This is a genomic window from Colwellia psychrerythraea, assembly GCF_000764225.1.
GTDB classification, from domain to species: Bacteria; Pseudomonadota; Gammaproteobacteria; order Enterobacterales; family Alteromonadaceae; genus Colwellia; species Colwellia psychrerythraea_D.
Map to the genome: position 1 here is coordinate 106,527 of NZ_JQED01000007.1, position 22,734 is coordinate 129,260.

The following is a 22,734-nucleotide window of genomic DNA, read 5'->3' on the forward strand; positions in this document are numbered from 1 at the left end:
AGTAACTTAGGCAATTATTGATAAATTTATTCCAGTAAATGCTCTCTATCAATACTAAAGTCGTTTTTGTTTAAAAAGATAAACTTACAGCGGAAGCCTTCGAACTTTCTTCAATCAACGCTTTGTCGGTCTATCGATTACTTGCGATAGGATTAACTATGCGAAGTGCTAAGTCTAAATTTTCAGAGGTGAGTGTTCAGCAGTGGTCCAGATGGATACCATTGATAGTAATTGCAAATAAAGCAATGACAATAAAAAAGCACCAATAAATGGTGCTTTTTATTTTGCTAACCTGGAATAGTTTGAAGCTTGAATTTTATAAATTAGCTTACTGTTTTTTTAATTTTCTTGCTGTTAATCCCATAATACCTAACGCTAGGATAGCAATAGTTGATGGTTCAGGGATGTCATGGTTTTCAATCGATACTTGTAATTGATAAGTGCCTGCAGCGGGGATTAAGTTTCCTGTCATTCCACCTTGTTGACCACCACAAGAAAATTGACAAACACCAATAATGTAAGTGCCACTTGCTGCAAAATTATGGCTCAAGAATGAGTCATAGCCGTGGACTGAACCAGCAGCACCATCTGATGTAGAACTGTCATCATCTTCAGCAAGAACAGTACCCGAAAGATCAAAAAGCACTATTTCAGGATCAAATGAACCACCAGCATTTCGACCATAATCGATATCAAAAATACCATTCATACCAGCCATAGCGGTAAATGAATAGTAATCATAACGTGCCGCTGATTCAACACCGGAAGAAATACTTGCCCAAGGAGTAATTTCTGAATTTGCTATATCGATATTAGCACCTAAAGAAAATGCACCATCAATATCGAGAGCATTTGCAATACTGCCATTACCGGTAATGTCACTTATTAATCCAGCGTTAGCAAAACTACTAACAGATAAAACTAAGCCAGCAATTATCGCTTTAAAATTTTTCATATACATTGTAATTCCCTTTGTAAGAGACTCCATGAAGATAGAATCGTATAGTTACTTATTTTAGTTCGGCAAAGCAAAAATTGAGCCAAATGATTTTAATTGTTAATTTTCAGTGTTATACGTATTGATAAGTTGGGTTTTCTTTGAAGCATGTAAAAGAAGTGGACACTTTAATAAGAGTCAATTTTTGTGATCATTCTACATGTAGAATTAATAATACTTAGAAAAATGTTACGGAATATTTGTCAAAAGCCATCAACAATTTTATTGAGCAACTCGTGTGTGTAAACAATACAACTAGTCCACCCTTTATAGTGCTGCTTTTTGTTTAGCCAAATTATTTAATTCATAATTACAAAAGATAATGTTTGTCTACCTAGTCATAAAGTCCTTTGAATATAGCTACACAGCTTGGCACACCGCCAAACAGCTTTATTAGATTTATTTTAAAAATTTTGAAGCTCAACATTTCAGTAAGCTATGCTTTAAATATATCTTGCAATTTAATAACTTATTGTATTAATTTTGAACAAGCCATGTCAGCAAAAAATTTTTCATATATATACTAAGGAAATTCAGATGAGAATAGGTATACCCAAAGAATCTTTTTTAGGTGAGCGTCGGGTTTCAGCATCACCAAGCTCGGTTAGTGCATTAATTAAGTTAGGCTTTACTGTGCAAGTACAAAAAGGTGCTGGTACTAAGGCGAGCTTTACTGATAATGAGTATAGCGATGCAAATGCAGAAATTGTTACGAAAAAAGCCTGCTGGCAAAGCGATATTCTTTTTAAAGTAAATGCGCCTACACTAGATGAAGTTGAGTTAATGAACGAAGGCTCAACACTGCTTAGCTTTGTCGCGCCAGCACAAAGCCCTGAGTTACTCGAAGCTCTGAGGAGTAAGTCGATTACAACCTTAGCCATGGAAATGGTACCCCGGATGACACGTTCTCAGCCTATGGACGCTTTGAGCTCAATGGCAAATATCGCAGGTTACCGCGCCGTTATTGAAGCATCTCACCATTTCGGTCGCTTTTTTACTGGGCAAATAACTGCTGCGGGTAAAATGCCGCCTGCGAAAGTGATGATCATTGGTGCAGGTGTTGCCGGTCTAGCCGCAATTGGTACTGCGGGAAGTTTGGGGGCCATTGTTCGCGCTTTTGATACTCGCCCTGAAGTGAAAGAGCAAATAGAAAGCATGGGATCTGAATTTCTTGAGCTTGACTATGAAGAGCCTGAAGATACAGGTTCGGGTGATGGTTATGCTAAAGAAATGAGTAAAGCATTTATTGATGCTGAAATGGCGTTGTTTGCCGAGCAAGCCAAGGATGTTGATATTATTATTACTACTGCAATGATCCCAGGTAAAGCGGCGCCTAAATTAATCACCGAACAAATGGTTGAATCAATGAAGGCAGGCAGTGTTATTGTCGATTTAGCGGCTGCTGGCGGGGGTAACTGTGAATGCACCGTTGTCGGCAAGGTTGTTGATACTCATGGCGTAAAAGTGATTGGTTATACTGACTTAGTGTCTCGTTTACCTAATCAGGCTTCACAACTTTATGCGAATAACTTAGTGAATCTAACTAAGTTATTATGTAAAAATAAAGATGGAACGATTGATATTGATTTTGATGATGTCGTCATTCGCAATATGACAGTGGTTAAAGAAGACGAAATTACTTTCCCGCCACCACCTATTCAAGTCAGTGCAGCGCCGGTGAAAAAAGCAACCGTTGAACCGGTGCAACCCGTCGAAGAAGAACCTGCTTCGCCCGTTAAAAAATATGCCTTTATGGCGGCAGGAATTGCGCTATTTGGCTGGGTGGCCAGTGTTGCCCCTGCAGATTTCCTTACTCACTTTACCGTTTTTGTACTGGCTTGCGTCATTGGCTATTACGTGGTTTGGAATGTTAGCCATTCTTTACATACACCTTTAATGAGTGTCACCAATGCTATTTCTGGCATTATTATTGTTGGGGCCTTATTACAAATAGGCTCGGACAATACTCTCGTACAGATACTCGCCACACTCGCAACTTTAGTGGCAACTATCAATATTGTCGGTGGCTTTAAAGTCACTAGTCGTATGTTAAAAATGTTTAGCAAGTAGGGGGAAGTATGGAATCTACACAAATAGCGTCTAATGGTTTCATTAGTGCAGCATACGTGGTTGCTGCTTTATTATTTATTTTCAGTTTAGCGGGTTTAAGTAAACAAGAGTCAGCTCAGCGGGGGAATTTATTTGGTATTGCTGGTATGGCTATCGCTTTGCTTGCTACCATTATTGATCCGCGAGTTTCTAATGTATTTGTTATTATTATTGCCATGGTCGTTGGCTCGGGTATTGGGCTTAGATTAGCGAATAAAGTTGAAATGACACAAATGCCAGAGCTTGTTGCCATCTTGCATAGCTTCGTCGGATTAGCAGCTATGTTAGTTGGCTTTAATAGCTATATTGAAGCAGGACATGGCGTTGTGATTACTGCAGCCCAGCACACGGCGATGAAGATACACTTAAGTGAGATTTTTATAGGAATATTCATTGGTGCCGTGACGTTTACAGGCTCTGTTGTCGCTTTTGCCAAACTACGTGGCACGATAAGCTCCAGTGCCTTAATGTTACCTCATCGTCATAAAATGAATTTAGCCGCAGGGATTTTCAGCTTCTTACTGTTACTTTCCTTCGTCAATCATGGTGGCTCAAATATCGCATTATTTTTAATGACAGTTACGGCATTGGTCTTTGGTTGGCATTTAGTGGCTTCGATTGGCGGTGCAGATATGCCGGTTGTTGTCTCTATGTTAAATTCATACTCTGGTTGGGCGGCAGCTGCCGCTGGTTTTATGCTAAGTAATGATTTACTTATCATCACCGGGGCTTTAGTGGGCTCCTCAGGTGCTATTTTATCTTACATCATGTGTAAGGCAATGAATCGCTCTTTTATCAGTGTTATTGCTGGTGGTTTTGGCACTGATGTTGTTGTTGATAACGACAAAGACTACGGTGAGCACATAGAGGTGCACGCTGAAGGCGTTGCAGACATATTACGTAATGCAAAATCTGTCGTTATTGCTCCTGGTTATGGTATGGCTGTTGCCCAAGCGCAATACCCTGTTTATGAGTTAACTCAACAACTACTCAATAAAGGTATCAAGGTTCGGTTCGCTATACATCCGGTGGCGGGTCGTTTACCTGGCCATATGAATGTACTCTTGGCTGAAGCTAAGGTGCCTTATGATATTGTGTTAGGCATGGAGGAAATCAATGATGATTTTTCTGAGGCTGACGTAGTGTTAGTTATTGGCGCTAATGATACCGTTAACCCTGCTGCTGCCGAAGATCCCACTAGCCCAATTGCGGGTATGCCTGTTCTTGAAGTGTGGAATGCTAAAGAGGTTATTGTGTTCAAACGGTCAATGAATACGGGTTATGCGGGCGTGCAAAATCCATTGTTCTTTAAGGACAATACCCAAATGTTATTTGGTGATGCTAAAGACAGTGTGGAGCAAATATTTAAAGCTCTTTAAAACATACAACATAAAACATCAGTATAGACACCCGTTTATTGTAAATTATAAACTGGTGTCTTTTTATATTAACAAGATGCTTTTAAGTCGATAGCTACAATAATGTCCAATGTTAAAAATGATTCAGCTATTTGGTGAGGGGGAGTTTTTAAGCTTCTATTTCTTAGGTTCATGTTACTATTTTGTCGTGAATAAATGATCAACATCAGCCACTGCTTCTGTCAACTAGCGCTAAGTGTTAATAATTAAAGCAATCTCTGATCTCTTTAGCTAACCATTGCAGAGCCGGATCAGACTCTCTGCGGCTAAGACCTATCAATGCAATCGGTAAGTTAGTCATTTCTAACTGGGTAGGGCATTGAAGAATACGAATGCCAGACCAATCTTTTTTGTTCTCAGATTGAATGTCACCTTTCACGCTCGCCAAAGAAAAAATACAATCACTGTGACGGGTTATTTGTAATAGCGTTGCCATGTCATGCCCGTCATATCTGATCTCACGTTGCTTACCTAATTTGGCAAGGCGTAAATCAATCAAGCCTTGATTATCTATATTAAGACCAGGAATGTAATAGCGTAAATGTGGATAAGATAAGAATTGTTCTAGGGTCATTTCTTGCTCTTTAATTGGGTGCCCATCTCTTACCAAAGATAAAGTTGTAGCGTCAGGTAAAGCCATAGTGAAAAACTCACTGCCTTTTTTATCAGCAGTATGTATCGCTATATCAGCACTACCATTAGTTAACAATTGCTCTGGAGTGGCAACGGTCTCAATACTACGCAATTTAACTTTAGGGGCTATCTTAGCTAAGCGGGCAACTAATCCAGACAACCAAGTAGAACTGAGCAAAGATGGACATGCAATGACAAATTGTCCTTCTAATGTTTTTGGATCAAAGGTAACTGGTTTCAGTAATGAATCTATGCCCATCAACAAAGGTTGAAGAGCCTCATAGAGATCAATTGCACGCTGTGTCGGAAGCAAGCCATGTGACTGTCTAACAAATAAAGGGTTATCAAATAACTCCCTCAAACGTTGGAGTGTTCTACTCATAGCCGACTGACTTACAAATGCCCGTTCAGCTGCTCCACTTACCGATTTTTCTTCCATGAGAATCTGAAACGACACTAAAAGATTTAAGTCTGCGCGTGCTAACAATTTATAGTTGTTTATGAGTTCCATTTTGAGCATATCACTTATGATTTTAAGTCGTTTGAACTATATCACTTCGGTCAGTAATATTCACTTAATGAAAATTATGAGGTTCGGCATTTGATCTAAAACATATGTTGAACGTACTGAAATAAAATAAGCTAAAAGGGTTCTATAATGAAAAAAACTATACTTACAAGCATAACGTCAGCCATTTTGATTAGCGCTTTAGTCGGGTGTAATAGTGACGTTGTTGAGCCATTTTCATCTATATCTGCAATTGATTCATCCGAATGGGCAATTGACCCTAATGATTACGGTATGACGGCCGAGCAATTTATTCGTGCTGAATCACTGCACTTTATGTCAGGAATATCAGAACGTAATGGAGTTAATAACTTTTTTCATTTTACCTCTTTAGCTACAGCTAAGGATAAATGGGTAGTCAGCCCAAATAATGATGTGATCTACTCAATGGTCATTGTTGATAGCTCTCAGGGTTTTACCCTAACTATGCCTGAAACAGGTTCACGCTTTATTACCGCTCAAATAGTCTCTGAAGAGCATATGAGTCGTCAACTAGTTGGAGGGGGAGTCTATAAATTTAATGCAGATGACTTCAACGGTAGTCATGTTGCAATTGGAATACGTGTAGGAACTGATGCGACTCCGGAAGATGTCACTTACATTGTAGAAAAACTTCAGCCTCAGATGAAAGTTACTGCAGCAACAAGCGCAGAAGTGCCTAATTATGATGAAACAACAATGTTAAAAGTACGTACGGCATTGATGAGTGAATACAATAAACTCAAAAATACTTTTGGCGTGATGACCCGTAATATTGGCAATGTCACTGATTGGGAAAAGTTTACTTATGCAACGGCAGGGGCGTGGGGCTTATCTGAAGACAAATACGCCATGTATATGCCCTATAACTTGAAGGGTGCCAAGTCAGATATTTGTTACGCAGCAACTTACACTCAACCTAAAGTTGAACAATTTTGGTCGATTACCGCTTACAACAATCAAAAATACTTAATGAGTAATGAAAGTAATATTATCAATACGGGTAATGTTAAGTTAAATGATGACGGTTCATTTACCGTGCATTTTGGCTCAAAAGAGGCTTGCAATGATATTGGTGGTATTAATAATTTCATTTTAACAACAGAAAATGACTGGGGATTTTTGATGCGGGCATATGAGGCTGATGTGGAAAGCTTCAATCAATATCGCTTGCCAGAATTAACAGAAGTTAAACCTATGAGCACAGCATTAAATGAAGTTAGTGACAGTGATGTGAGTAAAGTGACGATGGAGAATTATGTCGTTGCGGAAAGTGATTGGTATTTTAATGGCGTACAGCAAAAGGTAGGTGTTAACGTTTGGATGCACGATGAACCGGTTTCTAAAGACAACCAGCAAGTAATTCGCTCTAATCGCGATGTTGTTTATTCCATTGCCATTGTTGATATAAGCAAAGGCGCAACATTTACCGTGCCCAAATCTGATGAATTTCAAGTTATTCATATCATTGATGAAGCACACTTATTTCATCAAGTGGTCTTAAATGGCGAGTCATTAAAGATTAACGCTGATGATATTGAAGGTGAGTATGTTTATTTACTCGCTCGTACCCGTGACAACGGTGATGTAACTGATACCAAAGCACGCCAAAATGCATTGAAACTCGAAGCTAAGGCTAACCGTCCTTATCACGCTAAAGGTTTTTCAGCTAAAGAAGTAACCGATTTTCGTGAAGAGTTAGTACGCCAGGTTAATGCCGGTGAACAGCCAATTGCAGGGCATGATGCTTTTGGTAAAACGTTGGCAGATGTTAACCCCCACAACTATTTATACGCTGCAGCATATGGCTGGGGTGGCTTACCCATGACGACAGCACAGTATGTACCTTTGCAAGTGACCTCTGAGCAATGTCAAATGTGGACTTTACCAAAACCTGCGCTCGACTGGGATAATAACGGCTTTATGTCAGCGACATTTTACGGTGCTGATGGTTGGGTAAAGGTTGATGACTTTTATATTCCCCATACAGAGATGAAAGACAACGGCGATACACTTTCTTTTACAACGAACTGTAAGGCCGGTGCGGGTAATGCGACAGTAGAAGAAGGTGGCAACTTATTAATCCGTATGTACTTACCAGTTGATGCATGGGAAGTGAAAAAAGTAGCCGATAGTATGTATTTAGTTAAAGGTGTGATGGTTAAAAACTAATATCGCAGTAGGTCATAATGAGTTTTCACAATAAAAGCTCTAAGAGAGTGGATTAAACTTTTTATCCACTCGCTTTTAACACGTGCTATAACTACAACTAGGTTGATGATAAAACATTATAAATGTTATGTGCTTATAACCGTTAGTCTGCAATATGAAAGGGTTTCAGAAGGACTTATGACTCTATGGTTTGATTATTTAACACTGTATAAAGTCATTTTAAACCCATCGAAGAAAGGCTAAAGAAACATCAAGTCATCGTTGCTGTGATTTATTCAGGAATAAGCATTATTTCATCACAGTGCCTTGAGTTGAAACAGATCAAGCACTCTGAAACATGCATCTTGATTGAGAATGGGGATTTAATCATTTACCCCAAATAAAGTAGCAATTTTCAGTCTAAAATTTGACGTTTAAAAAGGAAAGTTATGTTAGATATATTTGCACTGATCGTTATCTTAATCATAGTATCACTGGCTATTTGGTTAATTATAACGATTGCTAGTATTCCCACAGAGCTGGCAAGAAATAATAACCACCCTCAAGTGGAAGCTATTACCACATTGGCTTGGCTTGGAGTGTTAAGTTTTGGCTTACTATGGATTGCAGCGCTTGTTTGGGCACAAATTAAGTCTCAAAAAAAGGGCTGTAATTTAGAGCAACGCATTGCTGAACTTGAAGCTGCACAGCAAGAAAAGGGACCAAAAGTATGATTGTTATTCTTATTCTTTTTTATAGTAGTTTTTACTTCCTGTTTTTTGAAAAAGCGCAATGGATAAAAAAGACAACATGCAACATATCCCTCTTTAGTGGGGTAGGCGTAGTACTCATTGCCTCTGTTGTTTTCTCTTGGTACACCTTTTCTCCTATTAGTGGTGATGCTCGTGTTGTGCGTTACGTTATCCCTGTTGTACCAAACGTGAAGGGGCAGGTGCTGAAAGTTTATGTAGAGCCGATGACACCCATAAAGAAAGGTAGCGAGCTCTTTCAAATTGATCCGAGTTTGTATCTATTTAATGTGAAAAAGTTGCAAGCACAAATAGAGCAATTTAAGGCACAAAAGAAATTGGCTGAAATAAATTTAGCCCGCGCTAATTCTTTAGTAAAAACGAATGCTATCGCACAATCTGACGTTGATACTTGGCAAGCCAATAAAGATATCGCGGTTGCGAGTATCAATTCGACGCAAGCTTCATTAGACAGCGCTATTTGGCAATTAGATGAAACAACGGTACGTGCACCCCACGATGGTTTTGTGCCGAATTTGCAGCTAAGGCCTGGAAATTATGTTACGACGATACCGTTAGCCTCTTCAATGGCTTTTGTTTCAGATGAGAGCAGTGATATTGTGGCAAGTTTTAGTCAGAGTTCAATACGTAGAGTTGATGCTGGAGATGAAATTGAAATCACTTTTAACACTATTCCAGGTAAAGTCTTTTCTGGAAAAATAGAAAAAGTAATTAAAGTGAGTAGCCAAGCACAACTTACTGCTACCTCAACCTTACCAACATTGACTGGTGCGCCAGTAAATGACCGTTGGGGGATAAGGGTGTCTCTAGATGATGAAGCCTTTGCCATAACATTACCCCAAGGCGCTGCAGGTACATTGGCTGTGTATACCAGTGAGGGAAAAGCTTTACATATCATTAGCAAAGTAACATTAAGAATAAAGGCTTGGTTAGCTTATTTAACTTCTCCTTAATAAGGTACAATACAATGTAACAATCCCACGATTAACTTATGAACAGTCGTGGGACTGCAAGTGAAGGCAAGGTCGCCCTACAAAAGAAGGGGTAGTCTCGATTGCCCCAAAACCGAAGGGCGAACTAAGTTGTTTTTATTGTATTAATTGGCTCTGTATAACTTTGAAATTTGGTCGTCAAACAGAAGAGAATTACTATTATGAAATAATTTTCTTACACTCTTCGATACATTCTAAGCATGACGCTTCACATGCTTTGCATTGAGGGTGCTTAGAATGCTTGCCACATTCTTCCGCGCACACTTCACAAACATCAATACAAATTTTTGCAACAGCAACCAATTGTTCTGATTGGTAGGTACCCATTTTCGCTAATGCATGGCACATGACAATCATTTCGTTAACGGTTTCAGCACATCTGGCTACAGTTGTGTCTCCGGATTTAAATAGCTCTATACAATGGTCAATACATTCGTCGCCATGTTGAGTACACTCATTTGCTATATTAACCAATGCTTTGTTTATTTTAGTCATTTGATGGTGATGGTGTGAATGGTCTTGTGCAGATAATACTGGTGCTGCAGCCATCACAGCAGAGGTAGCAAGTAAGCCTTTTAATAAATTCCTACGAGCTTTAGTATCACTTTTCAATTCATCAGACATGTCTCATTTTTCCTTCTATTTATTTCTAAGTTATTGTTGTTTACAAGATAGTTATCACGTATCAACAGATATTTTCAAAGCTTAACAGTTTATGTAAAGTTAACATAACTTTAACTTATTTTATTGTTTAAATATGATGGTTTCAGTAGTAGAAGAACACTGTTTTTTATTGGACAAAATTTAGTTGTTCATAGAAATTTGAATAATTAAATTGTTTGATAATATGCCTTTATCAAAAACTCCCGCTTAGTGCATCTTTCCTGTATAATCCTGCGCATTAAACGACTGCCTTAGTAAACCTCCTGAGTTTGCAATTAAGGTGTTCAAACCATCAATTACGAAGCTTTAACTCGCCACAACGAAGTTAAAGAAGCAGAGCGCACTATGACCGTAGAACAATTTGACCCACAAAAATCACCTAAAGCCAGTGATAATATTGCTAAAACAACAACAACACTTGAAACGCCTGTTAAAGTTATTGAAGAGCAAAGCCAAACTCAAGCATTAGTTCAGCAATCATCAGAACACGCTGCAAAGGTTGGCTTCGTGAGTCTCGGCTGTCCAAAAAATTTAGTCGATAGCGAGCGCATACTTACACAGCTTCGCACTGAAGGTTATGATGTAACCAATAATTATGATGATGCAGAACTTGTCATTGTAAATACCTGTGGTTTCATTGATTCTGCAGTACAAGAGTCTTTAGATACTATCGGCGAAGCGTTAGCTGCAAATGGTAAGGTACTGGTTACTGGCTGTTTAGGTGTTAAGAAAGACGAAATTGTTGAACTTCACCCGAATGTTTTAGGTGTTACTGGCCCGCACGCTTATGATGAAGTTTTAAATCAAGTACATGAACATGTTAGCAAGCCAAAACACAACCCTTTTATTGATTTAGTACCAGAGCAGGGTGTTAAATTAACGCCTAAACATTACGCCTATTTAAAAATATCAGAAGGTTGTAATCATCGTTGTACCTTCTGTATTATCCCATCAATGCGTGGCGATTTAGACTCACGTCCTGTAGGTGATGTTTTAGGTGAAGCGCAACGTTTAGTGAAAGCTGGCGTGAAAGAATTATTGGTTATCTCACAAGATACTTCTGCTTATGGCGTTGATGTTAAACATAAAACTGATTTTTGGGATGGCATGCCTGTTAAAACTCATATGCAGCAGTTATGCGAAGAGTTAGCAAAGCAGGGCGTATGGATACGTCTTCACTATGTATACCCTTACCCGCACGTGGATAAAATTATTCCACTAATGGCTGAAGGAAAAATACTACCGTATTTAGACATTCCTTTTCAGCATGCCAATAAGCGCATATTAAAATTAATGAAACGTCCTGGTAGCTCAGATCGTGTCTTAGAGCGCATTGCTAAATGGCGAGAAATTTGTCCTGAACTAGTCATTCGCTCCACTTTCATTGTTGGTTTTCCGGGTGAAACAGAAGAAGAGTTTGAAGAGTTATTAGACTTTTTAGAAGAAGCACAATTAGATCGTGTTGGCTGTTTTAAATACTCACCGGTTGAAGGCGCAACGGCGAATGATTTACCTGATCATGTGCCAGAAGAAGTAATGGAAGATAGACTACAACGCTTTATGGAAGTACAAGCGAGAATTAGTAGTGAAAAACTACAAGCACGTATTGGCCAAGAATATTTAATTCTTGTAGATGAAGTGAACGATCTTGGTATTGTAGGTCGCTCGTATATGGATGCGCCAGAAGTTGATGGTAAAGTTTATTTATCAGATGATTATGATGCTAAGCCAGGTGATCAACTTTGGGTACAAATTATTCACGCTGATGAACATGATGTTTGGGGCGTGAGAGTAGAAGATTAACAAACTTAAAAAATGCCAAGTGGTACACCTATTTTTATTACTTGGCATTATTGTGTTAATGCATTTATATTTGATTATTAACACTATCCTTACAAAATATATCAATTCCTGTTCAACCAAGCTATTTTCAATAAATTCAGTCCTCTAATCTGTGAATATTCTGATTGATAACCAGCTAACCCTAAACTCTTGATTAAATAGTTTCTTGTAGTGTTTCTTATACCAAGCTACGTTTGATTCTAATACTTAGTTTTAATGGCTAGGAACAAAAGAGGCCCCTCAAGTAATCAGAATTCATAATACTGAATTGAGTCATGATCAAAGCGCTTTCTTTCACAAAGTCAGTCGGGATTAAACTTTGATGTTTTTAAGCAAGGTTATGCTTGTTTGGAGCTTTCAGAGTTGCAATCGCTAACATCTACCTCTTTACTAGTAGTAGATTATTGCATCTTTGATAGCGGCCTTCTAAAACTTTCATTATAAAAACAGAGTATATTCAACCCTATAGATTAAGATTATTTTGTAAAGGTTTTTTGATGTTAAAAAAGAATAGTTCTATTTTCATGATGCTTGATACCTTGTTAGAGGATAATCTCATACTTGGGCAAGTGGAAAAAATTGTGATACCTTAAAGATAGATGTTATTTCTTGTAAGTATTTAAAAGGTGGAACTATTTCCTTTGTCATGGATGTCCCAATTGAGATGAAGACTTTATGTTAGGTACTTTATTCGCCGTTGCAGATTATATGGCATCTACTTTTAAGGTTGAAAGTGCGATAGGGGGCTGAGGTACCAATAGAGCTAATTGCTAACCTGAATCAAAAACAAGTAAAAGATGGGGTAGTTGTCTTGTATTCAATTGTGATATCAATAGAAAATGATCATGACCGGCTGAATTTATTGTGTTTTTTTAGCGCAATCATATTTATTACCAGATTAACCGTTAGGTATCAGAATTACTTTATCTATTCTTTTTATGTTAAAAAAGAACATTGTCGTAATAATAATATTGTTTTATCAACATAGTTTAAGGACAAATAATGACACAAACGTTAGAGACGATTAATCAATTAAAATCACAGTTAGAACAATCAGTCATTGGTCAAAAACACATGGTAGAAACCTTACTCATTTCATTATTAACTAACGGTAATGTGTTGCTTGAAGGTTTACCAGGTACGGCAAAAACCCGTTCAATTAAAGCATTATCAAAAGCCTTATCCGTTGATTTAGGTCGTGTGCAATTCACTCCAGACTTATTACCTTCAGATGTAACTGGTACTGAGGTTTATCAAGAAGTTAATGGTAAGCCCACCTTAACGTTTCAACAAGGTCCTGTTTTTAACAATCTATTACTTGCCGATGAAATAAATCGCTCTCCAGCTAAGGTACAAGCAGCATTACTTGAAGCCATGGAAGAAAGACAAATTACCGTGGCCGGTAAAACGTATAAATTACCAGAATTATTTATGGTCTTAGCAACCCAAAATCCAGTTGAACAAGAAGGTACTTATCCATTACCTGAAGCGCAAATGGATAGATTCTTAATGAAAATAAATCTCGATTATCCTGATGCTAAATCAGAAGCTGAAATTGTTAAATTAGTCAGAAGTGAGGATATTCCCAAGAAAGACACTTTTGAACCGATAGACCCGCAATGCATTTTTGATGCGCGTAAAGAAGTGAGTAAAGTTTATTGCAGCGATGCTGTACTTGACTACATGGTTTCAATAATTATTGCGACTCGTACTCCTGAAGCCTACCCAGACTCGCCATTAGCTAAATGGGTAAAAGTTGGTTCAAGCCCAAGGGCAACCTTAGCATTAGATAAAAGTGCTCGAGCTATGGCGTGGTTAAAAGGCAAAGATTTTGTTGACCCTGATGATGTTCGTCAAGTCGTACATTCGGTGATTCGACACCGCTTAATCTTAAGTTATGATGCTCTTGCCGAAGGCGTGAGTGCAGACCAAGTTATTGATGAAATAATAACGCAAGTAGCGGTTGTTTAACGCGCGAAGGGGAGAGGCAATTGTGACTACTCATTCAACAAATGACACTTCAGATGAAGCAGCTCAAGAGCGTGATTCCGATATATATACCAGTGTCGATGCGTTAAGGCGTTTGCAATATAAAGCCAAAGGTTTTGGTTTTTCGCCAGTTCAGCCAATAAGCAGTATTCTTGCGGGACAAAATGTTAGCAAATTACGGGGTCGAGGTTTAAATTTTGAAGAAATGCGGCAATACCAACGTGGTGATGATATTCGTACTATGGACTGGAAAGTAACCAACCGAACCGGTAAACCACACGTTAAAGTATATACTGAAGAGCGAGAACGCAATGTGTTTTTGCTCGTTGATCAACGACAATCCATGTTTTTTGGTAGTACTGTAAAGATGAAGTCAGTTATAGCTGCCGAAGTTGCTTCTCTTATCGCGTGGCAAGCTATCGCTAGTACCGACCGTATCGGCAGTATTGTATTTAACGATGAAAAAATCGTGACTTTAATGCCACAACGAAGTACAAAACAAGTGATTGAAGTATTGGCCGAAATTACCAAACAAAACCATCAACTACAGAGTGGTATTTCAACGAAAGCATCACATTTATCATTAGAAAAGATGTTTGAACAAATGTTACGTATTGTAGGGCATGATGCCTTAGTTATTTTTGTTAGTGATGGTTACGGCTGGAATCAAAAATGTGCTGAATATGTTAAATCTATCAGTCAACATAATGATTTTGTTTGTTGCCACGTGACTGATTCGCTTGAACATAAACTCGCAAAGATGAAGCAAATGGTAATAAGTGACGGTAATTTTCAAGTAGAGGTGTCATCACTGGATAAAAACGTTCAGCAAGATTTTCAAAAAAATGTTGAGCTGTCTATTGAAAGTTTTAATGATTTAGCAAAAAAATATCGTATACCTTTATTACCTTTTAATACGATTGAAGAATCAGATAAGCAGTTACGTAGAGCCTTAGGTACTGAATTTTAAGGTGCTGTTAAACAAGGATGAACCACAATGCAAAGTACGGCTGAAAACATTTTTACGCCAAAAGATGCCAACCCTGTCTTAACTTCGTTGCATGAGATATCGGCACCCTCAGGTATTAATTGGATGCCGCAAACATTAGGTTGGCAATTATTATTGTTACTAGCGTTTTGTTATCTGCTTTATCGACTCTATTTACAAATTAAGCGCTACATTAGTAATGCCTATCGTAGAGCCGCGATAGTTGAATTAGACGCCTGCGCAGAATCCTCAGAAGGTTATGAAAAGGTTAGTAAAATTTTACGCAGAACAGCCTTGTATGCATTTGAACGCAATCAAGTCGCGCCTCTCATTGGCGCTGATTGGGAGTCATGGTTAGATAAACAATGTAAAGGCACCGACTTTTCTGGCGAATTTAAAGGCTTATTGAGCCAACTAGCCTATGCCCCCCATTCGTTTGATAGCCAACCAGCTATCTCACCAGATAAATTATCGTCATTTAAATCCCAAGTTGCTATATGGGTGAAGCACCATCGAGGTCATTATGGTTGAGTTTGCTTACCCTTGGGCGTTTGTATTAATAATATTGCCAATTATTGTTTACTTTTATTCCTCTGAATACAAAGAGCAAAAAGCATCTATTCAAGTGCCTTATTTCCAGCGCGTGCTTAATGTCACGGGGAAAGCACCAAGTGAGGGGGCAGTGTTATTAAAGCGCCGGTTAATACAGCGAATATTACTTGTTATTGGCTGGGTGGCGTTGGTCACTGCTGTCGCCAAACCTGAGTGGGTAGGTGAACCTATTGAACAAAAAAAATCAGCGCGCGAAATTATGGTGGCATTAGATTTATCTAACTCTATGTCAGAAGAAGACTTTGTTGATGATGAGGGAAACAAAGTTAATCGCTTAGTCGCAGCGAAGCAAGTCTTAACTGATTTTGCAGAGCAGCGAAAGCATGACCGCTTGGGCTTAATTTTATTTGCCGACGAGCCGTACCTACAAGCGCCTTTTACTGAAGACATTCGAACATGGAGCGCTTTACTAAATGCGGTGGAGTTAGGATATGCTGGTTATCAAACCGCCTTTGGTGATGCGATAGGATTATCCATTGCTATATTTGAACAAGAGCAAAGTAAGCAAAGGGTATTGATACTGCTTACGGACGGTAGTGATACTCATTCTAAAATGCCACCTATTAAGGCCGCTGAAATCGCTGCCAAGCACGATATTAAGATTTATACCATTGCTATGGGAGATCCAAGCAGTAAAGGTATCTATAAAATGGATATTGCAACGGTTGAGAAGGTTGCCAAGATAACCGGAGGGGAAAGTTTTCAAGCGTTAAACAAAACAGAGTTACTCAAAGCCTATGACACGATAGACAGTATAGAAGAGCAGCAATATGAAACCTTATCGTTTAGGCCGCGTGATAGCATACACCACTGGGCGTTTGCCGTGTACTTCAGTGCTAATTTATTGTTAGTTCTTATGTTGTTATTAGGTCGTTTAGGTAAAAAGGGCTTAAATAAATTGTCACTAGAGCAAGGGCTGAATGACGCTGAGCAGGAGAGCCTAGATGGAAAGTAATGTAATGGACAGTCTTGTTAATTTGTCCAGCTCACTAGGGGGGGCGCAAGTATTCTCGCAGCTTAGCCAATTCCACTTTATGCGTCCATGGTGGTTATTGTCATTGGTACCACTGTATATATTTTATCGTAGTTTGGTGGGAAAAGATGATGTTATTGAGCAATGGCGCGGGCATATGTCAGCGAAGGTCATTTCACATCTCACCTTAAATCAGCAACAGCATCGAAAATTTACCCCGAAAAATTTATTTGCACTATTTTCTATTATCGCAACCATAATAATGGCAGGCCCAACATGGAGCAAGAAAGCTTCGCCTTTTTTTGTTGATGAGTCTGTACTAGTCATTGCGCTTGATGTGTCAGACACCATGAAAACTGCAGATATTCAGCCCTCACGGTTATTACGCGCCAAGCAAAAAATTATTGAGTTGTTAGCTATGCGAGGTGATGCCAAAACAGCCCTTGTTGTTTATGCTGGTAGTGCACATACCGCGATGCCTATTACTCAAGATCGCGAGATGATTCGGTATTTTCTTGATGTACTAGATACTGAATTATTGCCTGTACCTAACAGCTTGCCACAATCAGCGATAAAGCCGACCACTAACTTGTTATCTCAGGCGAACACAGCGTCAACACTTTTAATCTTATCAGACTCAACTAATCAACAAACCATTGAAGGGTTTAAAACATATTTTACTAACCAGCCACATCAAATGATTGTTTGGGCGATAGGTGAAAACCCTGATAGCGGCTTAGCTAGTTCGACAGGTATTTCGAGCCATCAACTTAGCTTATTATCACAATTGGCGAGAAGTAGTCACGGTAAAATGGTGCCCTTTACCCATAACTCTGACGATGTAGTCGCGGTGAATACCGCGATAGAAAATACTTTATTTGCGGCTAATGACACAGGACAGCCTTGGCACGATGAAGGTTATTTATTATTGTTTTTATTGATACCGCTTCAAGCGTTGTGGTTTAGAAAAGGGTGGACGCTACAATGGTGACAGCGACAATCAAAAACCTCGCTAACCTTAGGGTAAGCAATATTTGTAAACTGTATTTACATAATAAAAAATCAGTTATTACTCTTGTTATATTGGCTCTCTCAACTTGGACTTATATAAACCCGCAAGGTTTTTTAAACTTATGGTTAACCCGTGACCAACAAGGCATGATGTTACTAGAGCAGGGTGAAACCAGTAAAGCTGCGTTAACTTTTAATGATAAGCAATGGGTCGCTTACAGCTTTTATGTTGAGGGTGATTTTGAGCAAGCCGCCAACCTTTTTGTGCAATTTGAAGGGGGGGATGCGATATTTTCACGGGCGAATGCATTGGCGCATCTTGGGCAATATTTTAAAGCGGCTGAGTTATATCAAGAGGTATTAACATTAGCGCCTAACAACACAGCGGCGAGTGAAAACTTATCCTTAATGACTCAAATAATTAAAAGTCTGAAAAAAAGACCAGGTAAAAAAGTTTTATCAAATGAAATTGCCCCTAACCTTAAAGTGAATAACACTGAGAAGAAAGTTATAGAGCAAGCCAAAGTGCAATCTAGCAAGTTATGGTTAGAGCAGGTGCAGCAAAACCCTGCTAAATTTTTACGAAAGAAATTTCAGCAGGAACATCAAAATGAGACCAAATAACCTGCTCGCTAAATTGATTAGCGCTATATTGCTTATTACTCACTTTGCCACCGCAGCACAAGAAAATTCTTTGGCTAAATTACAGTCTCAAGGTAAATTTAAAATAGCGGTAAGTATTGCCAATACAGATAATTCAGGCAACACATCACTTAATTTAGTCCCTAACCAGCAAGTCAATTTAATTGTGGAGTTGTATAGCATTCACCCGTTTAATGATAATTACACTTTACCTTATTTTGATGTCGATAATGCTGTGGTGAATCCACCTGGCGATAAAGCGATATTAGAAATTAAGACAATTGATGAACAACAATGGTTTGTTCAACGCAAAGAAATCAGCATATATCCCTTAAAAGAAGGGCGCTTCTCGATACCATCGCTGACCGCAACTGCGTTCGTCAAACTTGATAATCAACAAGTGGTATCAGGAACTATTACTAGCAAAGCCATTAATTTTACTGTTTATTTGCCAGTAGAGCTTCAGGGGGTTAAAAACTTTGTTGCTAGTTCCAACGTAAGTTTTACGCTAAAACAGTCAGGTACAAAGAAAGATGCACAAAACAATGAAGTGCAGAGCCAAAGCATCGGTAGTGCAATTACATATACCTACACCTTAAAAGCCGACAATATGCATGTCATTATGTTAGATAAACTAACAATGCCTAAAATAGAGGGGATTCAGGTTTATCAAAAACCAGCGATAGAGAAAGATGTTTTTGATCGCTTTGAGAAGTTTAATACTGCAGAATTAACACATAGCTTTACCTTTATTTTTCAGCAAGAAGGTGAATTTATCATCCCAGGACAGCGTATTACTTGGTGGGACTTAGCTAATAATAAGTTAAAAGAAATCAATATTAACGCACAGAAGTTTACCGTGGGTAAAGCTGCATCGGGCAGTGGCGATAACACTGCTGTTCAAGGGGAGACCTTTGTCGATTCAATTAAATCGTTGTGGACTAATTTGTTGAAAGGTAAGTTGGCAGATAATAACACCATCATTTACAGCATTATTTTACTGGTGGTCATTATTTTCTGTGTCGCTGTAATTAGAACCATAGTATTGCACCGTAATGTCTTGCTTGACTCATTTCATGAAGTAAACAAAACGAGACAAAAACAATTAGTCAGAGACTTTAGCCACCGCGTGTCGGATAAAAACTATAAAGAAGCGCTGAACTGCCTGTATAAGCTTGCAAAGTTGTTGTCGGGATCAACTACGTCATTGTCAGCATTAATAAATACTGATGATGTCCACAATCAAGTGCGTTTACAAAACTTACAAACGTTAGCTTTTAAATCTGAACTTACACCAACCGTTTCTATTACTGCACACGATGCAGAAATGTTATTAGCCTCATTATTGAAAAAACAAGCGCGTTGCAAAAAACGTCAAGGTTTTAAGTTTTCTTCAACGCTTAACCCTTAAAAAGGGACAAACACTCCACCTGTTGCATAAGCCGATACCACAACTATATAGGCTTAAAAAAGGCCTCTCGGCCTTTATAAAGTCTTACCTGCTAACGCTACTGAGGGTAATGCGGCAAGTTATTTGTCAGGTATTGATTAATCTACCGCTTTAATAAGTGGAATTAAGCGGTAACCATCAATACGTACTCTATCTGATGGGATGTAATGTCTCATAGCTAAGTTAAATACCCCTGAGTCGTTCTTAGTTGGGATATTGTTAATAGCACCTTTACCACAACCAAAACTTACCGTATAGGTGCCATCTTTATTTGGTATAGCGGTATTTGAGCTGGCGTTTGCTAGCTTTCCAAACATAAAGCCTTGTTTGTTATAAACTGTTACCGACCAAAATGCTTTGTTTTTAGGATCTTCGAAAGTCATTTGATGACATGTATCTGCCGGGTAGTTACCTGATACTTCGTAAATATTATCAATCAGTTGTGCGCCACCCCAGCCAATTGCTGCTCCAACGGCATATTTTTCTTTAACAAATAATTCCTTAGAGGAGTCTGTTGGTGCTGTGAACATACCGAATGTCGCTTCTGGACCACCAGTTTTTAATAACATTGGCATTTTTGCTTTTAAACTTTTTTCAACATTATGGAAAGAAGTTTTATCTACATGCTCAGTAGTAAATGGTTTATTAGATTTAGCAGTTATCTTCATTTGATCTTGATACATTTTCTTTTCTTCTTTTGAAAAAGTTGCATCAAGGCGAATAACTAAATAAAGGTGGTCACCTGTATGAGTCGTTAGATTGAATGTCCCCCCACCATAAACCATTGGCTGAATTCGATGATCTTCGGTAATTCCTTCAACCGACATGTATTTACCTTTTGGAATGTCTGGCATGGTAATGTAAGCTCCTTGAGATACATCAACTACGGCCATTGAGTAGTATGTGTCACGATTCATGCGTACCACAGGTTGTTTATCTGTCGGTGTTAACTCGCGCTTATGCAGAATATTATTTACACCAACAAGATCTTGGTTTTTGACCATTTGTCTTGCAGTCTCAAGTGTTGGGTAGTTGTCTTGAGTAACTGTTGTCCCTTTGTCTGAAAAGAAGTCTTTTAAACTGCTAGTCATATTGCCGTCTGCAATAGCAGAAAGAGATAATAGACTTATGCTAATTGCGCTTGCTAAAACTAACTTTTTCATAATTATATCCTTTATTGTTGTATACAATAGTTAAAAAAACAGAGCTGAATGTTTAATACTTGTGCAATAATTAATTAGTGTAATGGAAATGCTAATTAAAACAAATGAATAAACCTCATTAGTGTTATGTGTCTTACGCATATTGCTGAGATAACGCTACGCTCATTTATATTATCCTCATTACTAACTAGAGTAGCTGAGTGTTAAAATGTATCGCTAGGGTGTGATATCCTTGTCCAAAACATGTCGCCCATTTAAGTTGCTTTCCTAGATGAAATATAATGTGTAGAGTTGTTAGGCTACTAATAAAAGCGCAATGAGATGTGTGGACACTTTTAAATACTCGCTGATCGACGTTGCTATGGTCATTATTTAGCTGACTATTTTCAGTATTAGTGAAATTAGATAGACTGCAACGATTGATAGAAATACAAACCGGAATTGGTCAGGAATATTTTATTCTTATTGATGAAGAGAATAAGGCTGGTATTGTTGAAGGTCTAAGTAGATAAGTCAGAAGTTGAAGCCTATTTATTAGATGATTATGATGCCAAGCTCGCCGTTCAATTAGAGGGGCAGATTAATTATGCAGACAAGCATGATTTGAGGGATGCTCGCGTTGACGACCAATAGGTGTAATAATTGAGATACTCCCAAGCCCAGTTGATCTATACAGAATGGATTCACTTGATTAATTTATTGATGTCGTGATGGTATAGTTAGTAACGCACGTACAGACAGTAAATTTAGGTATATAAGAAATTGATAAGGCTACTTTATGAAAGTTATAGAGTTCATTAGAAAAAAAAGAAGAAATTTACAGCACCAAAATGATCAATTTATCGCAAAATTAGAACCTAAGTTTAAAAATTTATCCGATTTATTTAATAATAAAATCACAATGCCTTTTAGGAATACGTTAAATAACCCTTGGTTCTCTCAATTTAATCCCGTTGATACGGAAGAAAATAAAACCGACGAGGTATTGATACAAGTTCCTGAGGCAGAACAGACCTACAATAGCCTTCTTGAAAAAATTGATACCGTAACTTTCTTAGGTGATTGGCACTGTGTAGAACAAGAGTGTATTGATCAATTTGCAGAAGTGACAGGGGACAATCAGTGGATACATACCGATCCCGCCCGTGCCGCAAAAGAGTCGCCTTTTAAAGCGACAATAGCGCATGGATTTTTAACCTTGTCATTAATTCCGAAATTAACCAATTCCGTTGATTTAGAGAATAACCCGTACCCAGAAGCCAAGATGGTTATCAATTTTGGCTTAAATCAAGTTCGCTTCCCGTATCCGGTAAAAGCGGGTACTCGGGTTAGAGCCAGCATTAAGTTAGTCAACTTGGTGCCTATGAAGCGTAGTATTGAAGTGGTAAATGAAGTCAGTATTGAGGTTGAAAACAGTAAGCGGCTAGCTTGTGTGGCTGAAACTGTCTTACGTTTATATTTTTAGTACTTATTTGCTGAATTAATCAATTAACGTAACAGATATTTTTCGTATTTATAGATAGTGATATTGCTATCTATAAATAATGTCTAGTAAATACTATTTGCAAAACTGTTTGAATAATATTACCAAACAACGTAGATCCAAGAATATTTCATACCCTGAACATTAAGCAAAGATAAGCACAACTGCTCAAATACTTGCGCTCGGTACTCCTTTTCTTTTTTAGTCAATTTCAGTTACACCTTTCCAAAGTAACTTAACCTTGCTCCATCACAATAATAGAACTCGTTGCTATTCTTTATTAGTTTTATACAAGATTAGA

18 protein-coding genes are annotated in these 22,734 nt (G+C 38.3%); 14 read left to right on the forward strand and 4 right to left on the reverse strand.

Features of this window, described 5'->3' with window-relative positions; all coding sequences use genetic code 11:
* Positions 1–328: 328 nt before the first annotated feature.
* Positions 329–955: a DVUA0089 family protein gene (locus ND2E_RS16025; protein WP_190277806.1), complete on the reverse strand. Its 627-nt coding sequence runs from the start codon at positions 953–955 to the stop codon at positions 329–331.
* 579 nt (positions 956–1,534) lie between these two features.
* On the opposite strand from ND2E_RS16025, the gene ND2E_RS16020 reads away from it, so the two are divergent.
* Both ND2E_RS16020 and pntB read left to right on the forward strand, forming a co-directional pair.
* Entirely contained in the window at positions 1,535–3,067 is a 1,533-nt protein-coding gene (locus tag ND2E_RS16020) for a Re/Si-specific NAD(P)(+) transhydrogenase subunit alpha (RefSeq protein ID WP_033092837.1), read from the forward strand.
* 8 nt (positions 3,068–3,075) lie between these two features.
* Entirely contained in the window at positions 3,076–4,485 is a 1,410-nt protein-coding gene (pntB, locus tag ND2E_RS16015; protein ID WP_033092838.1) for a Re/Si-specific NAD(P)(+) transhydrogenase subunit beta, read from the forward strand.
* 238 nt (positions 4,486–4,723) lie between these two features.
* Here pntB and ND2E_RS16010 read toward each other — a convergent pair whose 3' ends face one another.
* Positions 4,724–5,668 (reverse strand): LysR family transcriptional regulator, encoded by a 945-nt coding sequence (locus ND2E_RS16010; protein WP_033092839.1) that lies wholly within the window; start codon positions 5,666–5,668, stop codon positions 4,724–4,726.
* A 147-nt stretch (positions 5,669–5,815) separates the two neighbouring features.
* On the opposite strand from ND2E_RS16010, the gene ND2E_RS23055 reads away from it, so the two are divergent.
* From ND2E_RS23055 to ND2E_RS16000, 3 genes are all read left to right on the forward strand, one after another.
* Positions 5,816–7,876: a DUF1254 domain-containing protein gene (locus tag ND2E_RS23055; protein ID WP_081961977.1), complete on the forward strand. Its 2,061-nt coding sequence runs from the start codon at positions 5,816–5,818 to the stop codon at positions 7,874–7,876.
* 428 nt (positions 7,877–8,304) lie between these two features.
* Positions 8,305–8,589 (forward strand): DUF3302 domain-containing protein, encoded by a 285-nt coding sequence (locus ND2E_RS16005; RefSeq protein ID WP_033092840.1) that lies wholly within the window; start codon positions 8,305–8,307, stop codon positions 8,587–8,589.
* Positions 8,586–9,578, forward strand: a complete 993-nt coding sequence (locus tag ND2E_RS16000) for an efflux RND transporter periplasmic adaptor subunit (RefSeq protein WP_033092841.1) — start codon at positions 8,586–8,588, stop codon at positions 9,576–9,578. The genes ND2E_RS16005 and ND2E_RS16000 overlap by 4 nt, the downstream gene beginning before the upstream one ends.
* Positions 9,579–9,776: 198 nt before the next feature.
* Here ND2E_RS16000 and ND2E_RS15995 read toward each other — a convergent pair whose 3' ends face one another.
* On the reverse strand, positions 9,777–10,241 hold the full coding sequence (locus ND2E_RS15995; protein ID WP_033092842.1) for a four-helix bundle copper-binding protein: 465 nt from the start codon (positions 10,239–10,241) through the stop codon (positions 9,777–9,779).
* Positions 10,242–10,625: 384 nt separating this feature from the next.
* Here ND2E_RS15995 and rimO point away from each other — a divergent pair, with 384 nt between their 5' ends.
* From rimO to ND2E_RS15955, 8 genes are all read left to right on the forward strand, one after another.
* Positions 10,626–12,083 carry a 30S ribosomal protein S12 methylthiotransferase RimO gene (gene rimO, locus ND2E_RS15990; RefSeq protein ID WP_033092843.1) on the forward strand — a complete coding sequence of 486 codons (1,458 nt, stop codon included), beginning with the start codon at positions 10,626–10,628 and terminating at the stop codon, positions 12,081–12,083.
* Between the two features lie 1,041 nt (positions 12,084–13,124).
* On the forward strand, positions 13,125–14,093 hold the full coding sequence (locus ND2E_RS15985; RefSeq protein ID WP_033092844.1) for an AAA family ATPase: 969 nt from the start codon (positions 13,125–13,127) through the stop codon (positions 14,091–14,093).
* A 22-nt stretch (positions 14,094–14,115) separates the two neighbouring features.
* Positions 14,116–15,081: a DUF58 domain-containing protein gene (locus tag ND2E_RS15980; RefSeq protein WP_052056272.1), complete on the forward strand. Its 966-nt coding sequence runs from the start codon at positions 14,116–14,118 to the stop codon at positions 15,079–15,081.
* Between the two features lie 27 nt (positions 15,082–15,108).
* On the forward strand, positions 15,109–15,630 hold the full coding sequence (locus ND2E_RS15975; RefSeq protein WP_033092845.1) for a DUF4381 domain-containing protein: 522 nt from the start codon (positions 15,109–15,111) through the stop codon (positions 15,628–15,630).
* Positions 15,623–16,666, forward strand: coding sequence for a VWA domain-containing protein (locus ND2E_RS15970; RefSeq protein ID WP_033092846.1), 1,044 nt, complete (start codon positions 15,623–15,625; stop codon positions 16,664–16,666). Before ND2E_RS15975 ends, ND2E_RS15970 begins: the two co-directional genes overlap by 8 nt.
* A complete protein-coding gene (locus tag ND2E_RS15965; RefSeq protein ID WP_223303547.1) occupies positions 16,656–17,675 on the forward strand; it encodes a VWA domain-containing protein in 1,020 nt (339 codons plus the stop codon). The genes ND2E_RS15970 and ND2E_RS15965 overlap by 11 nt, the downstream gene beginning before the upstream one ends.
* The gene (locus ND2E_RS15960; RefSeq protein ID WP_033092847.1) at positions 17,669–18,319 is read left to right on the forward strand and encodes a tetratricopeptide repeat protein; all 651 of its coding nucleotides are present in this window, start codon (positions 17,669–17,671) and stop codon (positions 18,317–18,319) included. The genes ND2E_RS15965 and ND2E_RS15960 overlap by 7 nt, the downstream gene beginning before the upstream one ends.
* Positions 18,306–19,748 (forward strand): BatD family protein, encoded by a 1,443-nt coding sequence (locus tag ND2E_RS15955; protein WP_033092848.1) that lies wholly within the window; start codon positions 18,306–18,308, stop codon positions 19,746–19,748. The genes ND2E_RS15960 and ND2E_RS15955 overlap by 14 nt, the downstream gene beginning before the upstream one ends.
* Positions 19,749–19,885: 137 nt before the next feature.
* Here ND2E_RS15955 and ND2E_RS15950 read toward each other — a convergent pair whose 3' ends face one another.
* Positions 19,886–20,950, reverse strand: a complete 1,065-nt coding sequence (locus tag ND2E_RS15950) for a DUF1214 domain-containing protein (RefSeq protein ID WP_033092849.1) — start codon at positions 20,948–20,950, stop codon at positions 19,886–19,888.
* Positions 20,951–21,728: 778 nt separating this feature from the next.
* Here ND2E_RS15950 and ND2E_RS15945 point away from each other — a divergent pair.
* A complete protein-coding gene (locus tag ND2E_RS15945) occupies positions 21,729–22,415 on the forward strand; it encodes a MaoC family dehydratase (RefSeq protein ID WP_033092850.1) in 687 nt (228 codons plus the stop codon).
* The last annotated feature ends 319 nt before the right edge of the window (positions 22,416–22,734 follow it).